General features: G+C 61.1%; 4 protein-coding genes and 1 pseudogene. All 5 read right to left on the bottom strand.

Going from position 1 to position 5,449, the window contains the following annotated elements; translation table 11 throughout:
• The coding region (locus tag ACOYIE_RS08995; protein ID WP_433412472.1) for an ABC transporter permease at positions 1-1,647 on the bottom strand (1,647 nt) is incomplete at its 3' end.
• A 14-nt stretch (positions 1,648-1,661) separates the two neighbouring features.
• Positions 1,662-2,330 (bottom strand): ABC transporter ATP-binding protein, encoded by a 669-nt coding sequence (locus tag ACOYIE_RS08990; RefSeq protein ID WP_433412470.1) that lies wholly within the window; start codon positions 2,328-2,330, stop codon positions 1,662-1,664.
• A gap of 104 nt (positions 2,331-2,434) precedes the next feature.
• Positions 2,435-3,358: a sensor histidine kinase gene (locus ACOYIE_RS08985; protein ID WP_433412468.1), complete on the bottom strand. Its 924-nt coding sequence runs from the start codon at positions 3,356-3,358 to the stop codon at positions 2,435-2,437.
• Entirely contained in the window at positions 3,355-4,023 is a 669-nt protein-coding gene (locus ACOYIE_RS08980) for a response regulator transcription factor (RefSeq protein ID WP_433412466.1), read from the bottom strand. The genes ACOYIE_RS08985 and ACOYIE_RS08980 overlap by 4 nt, the downstream gene beginning before the upstream one ends.
• A 202-nt stretch (positions 4,024-4,225) precedes the next feature.
• Positions 4,226-5,449: pseudogene (locus tag ACOYIE_RS08975) on the bottom strand (ABC transporter permease); the annotation flags it as partial.

Below are 5,449 nucleotides of genomic sequence, written 5' to 3'. Positions count from 1 at the left end.
CTTACGGTACCAGTCCTCGGTGATGAATTCCTGCACCTTTGACACTTGTCCGTAGATGCGGCCGGAGGCGGTGATGCCGTTCTGCGCGCTGATATCCGCAATGACGTTGTCGGGAACGGCTTCATCGGTGGTGCTGAAGCCCGAACCGGTTTGGAAATAGGCCGCGTCGCCCACGATGAAATCGACTGCCGACTTGCTTGCCAGATACTTATCCATATCAAAGCCGCTGGCAAAGGTATAGGTGAGCTGGGTCAGCACCACGGCCAGCGCAAGCGAGATGACCGTGACAAGGGTCTTGCTGCGGCTGCGGCCCAGATTCATCCACGCCATGCGGGGCAGATGGGCGCCGTAGGCGGCCTGTTTGGGCGCTGTGTGCTTCCCCTTGGCGCGGCGGGGCTTTGCCGGGGCGGCATCGGTATAGCGCACCGCCTCAACCGGCGACACCCGCGCTGCCATTTTGCCGGGACGGCGGCAGGAAATGCGCACGGTAACAAGCGAAAACAGAATGGAAAACACAAAAATCAGCGGGCTGAGGGAAACGGTTTCGTGCATGCCGTCCAGCCGTGAAATGATGACCGGCACCAGCCCTGCGCCGACAAAATAGCCGCCCGCCAGCCCGAGCGGGATGCCGATGAGCGAAAGCACATAGGCCTGCCGCCGGATCATGCGGCGGATCTGCCGGCCGGTCGTGCCGATGGTTTTCAGCAGGCCGTAAAAACGGATATCGTTCGTCACCGAAATCTGGAACACGTTGTAAATAATGAGATAACCGGTGAAAATGATGAGCAGCAGCATGGCGGCAACGGCAATCACGGTCATGGGGTCAAGGTTTGCCGAAAACTGCGCACCCGAGTAGCCCCAGTTGACGCCGATGTTGATATAGTCGTCCGCACCTGCGTTCGCGCACTGGTAGCCGTGGTTTGCCAGGATCTGCTCCAGATCGTCCCGAATGTGGAACGCGCTGCCGAGCATGACGTCCAGCGACCAAAGGCCGGTCGAACTGCCGGTGGCGCCGCTGGAAAGGGCGCACAGCTCTTCTGCTGCCGACCGCGGCAGCGCAACGTGCGAGGCGACAACCGCGCTGTCGTACTCCCACCAGCCGGACAGGGTGAAGGTGCGCTCAACCACCTGACTGGACGAGGTATTTCCGTCAAGTTCGATGGGAAGGGTAAACTGCGCGCCGATTTTCGGCTCCACGCCGAGCAGGGAAAGCACGCGGGTATCGGTTGCGGCCTGATCGGTGCCCTCGGCGGGCAGAGAGCCTTCTGTCGGTTCGATGAAGTAGTGCCGTGCCTGATCTTCGTCCAAATAGCCGATCTCGACATGGCTTTTGTTGAACGGCGGATCGCCGCTCGTCATGCCGACCAGCAGGCGTGTGCCGTATTCCTTGATGAGCGGGTCGTCTTTCAGCTCGTTTACCTGCGCTTCGGTCAGGTCTTTGAACGTGCCGTGGTTGTCGCCGCCCGCCTGCCGGAAGTTGCCCTGCTGAAAGGATTCATTCATCGAAAGGGCGATGGTGAACAGAGAGGTAAACAGCAGCGTGGTCAGGGCAATGGCCATCACCGCAATGATGTTGCGGGTTTTGGCGGCTTTTAGGCTGCGGTCGGACAGGCGGCGGATGCATTTTTTGTTTGCTACCTTGAGCATGATGCGCGCCCCCCTTACGAATGGACGATCCGGCCGTCCTCAATGCGGATGATCCGGTGCGCAAGCTGGGCGATCTCCTCGTTGTGGGTGATCATCACAATGGTCTGGCCGAATTTCTCGCTCGTCACCTTGAGCAGGGCAAGCACGTCCTGACTGGTGCGGCTGTCCAGATTGCCGGTCGGCTCATCCGCCAGAATGATGGCGGGCTTGGTGGCAAGTGCACGGGCAATGGCAACGCGCTGCTGCTGTCCGCCTGAAAGCTGGCTCGGCAGATTTGCAAGCTTGCTTTCCAGACCGAGCGTGCGGATGATCTCATCCACATAGGGGCGGTCGATCTCGCCGCCGTCCAGCTCAATGGGCAGCACGATGTTTTCGTACACGCTGAGTACCGGCACCAGATTATAGGCTTGGAACACAAAACCGATGCGCCGGCGGCGGAAGATGGTCAGCTCGTCATCCCCCAGCGCAAAAATATCGTTGCCATCGACCAGCACCTTGCCGTCTGTCGGGCGGTCCAGCCCGCCGAGCATGTGCAGCAGCGTGGACTTGCCCGAACCGGAGGTGCCGACCACCGCGACAAATTGGCCGCTTTCCACCGAAAGATCGACGCCGGCCAGCGCGTGTACGGCGGTATCGCCCGCGCCGTATACCTTGCGCAGCGCCTGTGTCTGTAAAACTGTCATAAGAGAAAACCTCCCCGAAAAAAAGTCTGTACCGCACCCTTGGGTACAATACAGACAATAACATAACAATCTGTCGAGAGCCTGTCGGAAATCTAACAGTTTTGTCAGGATTGGGCCGGCTCTTGCGTTTTTTCGTATGCCATGGGCAGAAACAGCGAAAAGGTGCTGCCTCCGCCGGGACGGGACGCCACCTTGCAGTAGCCGCCGTTTGCCGCGGCGATCTCGCGCACCAGATACAGGCCAAGACCCACTCCCGGCGCGTGCCGCACGGCAGGCGAGCGGTAAAACCGCTGAAACACCCGGCTGTATTCCGCTTCGGTCAGGCCGATGCCGGTGTCGCTTACATCAATGCGGCAGAACAGCTCGTAGGGCGTGACCGAAACCGTGATGCTGCCGCCGGAGGGGGTGTATTTTACCGCGTTGTCGAGTAGATTGTCCAGCGCTTCGCGCGTCCATTTGCGGTCGAAGCAGGCGTGCGCCGTTGTGGGCAGGGCGGTCAGCGCCAGCCCCTTGGCCTCTGCCGCCGCCGCAGCGGCGGAGACCGCCTCCCCGATCAGCTCCTGCAGGTTGTCCGGCTGAGGATGGACGGCGATCACGCCGGTTTCCAGCCGTCCGGCCTTGACGAGCGAAGCGATGAGGAACTGCAGCTTTTCCGCCTGACCGGTGAGCTGTTCGACGCAGTCGCGGCAGTCGGGCGGCAGGTCTTTACTGTCCAGCAGCTCGGCATACAGCAGGATGGAAGCGAGCGGCGTTTTGGTCTGGTGCGAAATATCGGCGATCAGCCCCTGTACCCGCGCTTTGTCCTCAGCCAGATGCGCGGCGGAGGTGCCGCTGGCCTGCAAAAAACGCGCCATTTTGTCCTCCACGGCGGAAAGGCGGCTTTCATCAAAGTGCGAAGCGCAAAAGCTGCCGCGGATGGCGTCGTCCAGCATACGGTCCAGCGTGCGCAGGGTGCGGCGCAGGTGCAGCCGGTCGAGCACAAGAACGGCAGCGGCGAGTACAATAGCCGCTGCGGCAGCATACATCATGGCTGCACCGCCCAGCTGTAGCCCACGCCGTACACGGTTTTGATGGGCGCATTTTGGCCGAGCTTGCGCCGCAGCCGCCCAACCGTGACCGACAGCGCGTTTTCATCCACATAGTCGGCACCGTCCGTCCAGATGCGGTCGATCAGCGTTTCGCGCGGCAGGGTATGCCCGCGGTTTTCGATGAGCAGGCGCAGCAGCCGCTGTTCGGTCTGTGAAAGCTGCAGGGATGCGCCTGCGGCGGTAAAGTCCATGCGGTCAAAATCAAAGCGGAAGCCGTCCTGCTCGAACACAGCGGATGCAGCGGCGGGGGTGTTTCGGCGCTGCGCGGCCTCCACCCGGGCGCGCAGCACCGCCAGCGAAAACGGCTTGGTCACATAGTCATCCGCGCCGCGCCCCAGTCCGGCGACGATATCGGTCTCCATATCGTTGGCGGTGAGCAGGATGACCGGCGGGCCGCCGCCCGCACGGATTTCGTCAAGTAGCGCAAGGCCGGAGCCGTCCGGCAGGTTGATGTCGAACAGGGCAAGGTCGAAGGCAGTTTCGCGCAGCGCCTGCCGTGCTGCGGCGCAGTCGGGGGCAAGGGTGCAGCGGTAGCGGTCGCCCAGCGCAAGCGTCAGCCCGCGGCCGAGCGCGTCGTCGTCCTCCACAATGAGAATCTGGTTCATAGGGGTCACCTCACGCCTTATTGTAGCAGAAACGGGGTGTGTTTTCCATAGGGAAAACACGCCATGATACGGCCGCAAAACTTTGCTTTCCCAGCAGCCCATGTCGGGAAAGCGCGGGCCATAAACGAAAAAAAGCTCCTATGCAGGAGCTTTTTCTCGCGCAAAGCATAAAAACTGCGGTGTGAAGGCTTTTCTGACCGTCTCAGCGGTGGATGCGCAGGGCGCGGCAGACCTTGTTCCGCGTGATGCGGTATACCGCATACAGCAGGACGGAAACCGCCGCAATCACGGCAAGGCACGCACCCATGCCTGCCAGCTCGCCCCGGGTAAAGCCGAGGGGATCGCCGTTGAAATACATGATCATCATGTAAAAAATCCAGATCAGTCCGGTGCCGACGAGCGCGGGCACAAGGAACACCCGGCTGACCTGTCCGCGCACCGAGCGGAAGAGGTAGGCGTTGGACGCGCCCAGATGCCGCAGGTCGTCATACACGCGGGCGTTGACGAGCGCAATGGTCATGCAGCGGGTAAAGGCGATGACGATGACCGCCGCAAAGCATACCACGGCAATAAAGATGAACAGCATGAGAAATACCGCCATCGTGGTGGTAAAGTCGTTCTGGTCAAGGATGCGGAACTGCGGCATGTATTTCCAGTAGGAGCGGAAACCGGAAGAGTCGCGGTCGTTGTAATCCGGTGTGAACAGATCACGGGAAGCGGCTTCCTCGGGAGAATAGCGGTAGGGCTCGCCCGCCTGCGCCGCCAGCGATGCTTCGACCTCGTCATAATAGTCCCCGACCTCAACCTCGGGGCCGGAGCGGTCCACAATCTGGTCAAACAGCGCTTTGGCAAAGGGGTAGCTGCTGCCCACATCTGCAACGTTGAAGAACACATATTCCTCGCGCCATAGATCGGTAAGTCCGCCGGTCAGCGCGGCGTAGTCCGCGTCATCCAGCACATAGCAGCCGAGCAGCATGGTGTAGCACAGCGGTTCAAGCGGGGTCACATCCATTTCCGCGCCGGTCACCATATTGGTCAGGTGGGTCACGTCGCCGCCGGACAGATAGCGGGTGCCGCCCTCGTCATCGACGATGTTGGCGCACGCCCCCGCAGGGATATCCACGCCCTGTCCGGTCAGGGCGTTGTACGCGCTTTCCGAAAAGAAGGTCGAGCCGCTCAAAAGCTTTGCATATTTGGTTGTGTAGGTGGTGCCGAAGCTGGTTTCGTTTTCGATGGAGTAGGTGCCGTCCCGTCCCAGCACGGCGGCGCTCTGCTGCGCCCATGAGGTGATTTCGACCGCCGCTTCATCGGCCAGCGTCTGCACCTCGTCCCGCTGGGGCAGGGACTGATCGGCACGCCAGTGATATGCAAAGTCGATCGGGCGCGAGGTGTAGGTGATTTCCGAGCTGCTGGACAGCATGGGCGA

Source organism: Agathobaculum sp. (assembly GCF_050946325.1).
Classification (GTDB): Bacteria; Bacillota; Clostridia; order Oscillospirales; family Butyricicoccaceae; genus Agathobaculum.
This window is presented reverse-complemented; position numbering and strand designations above follow the sequence as displayed.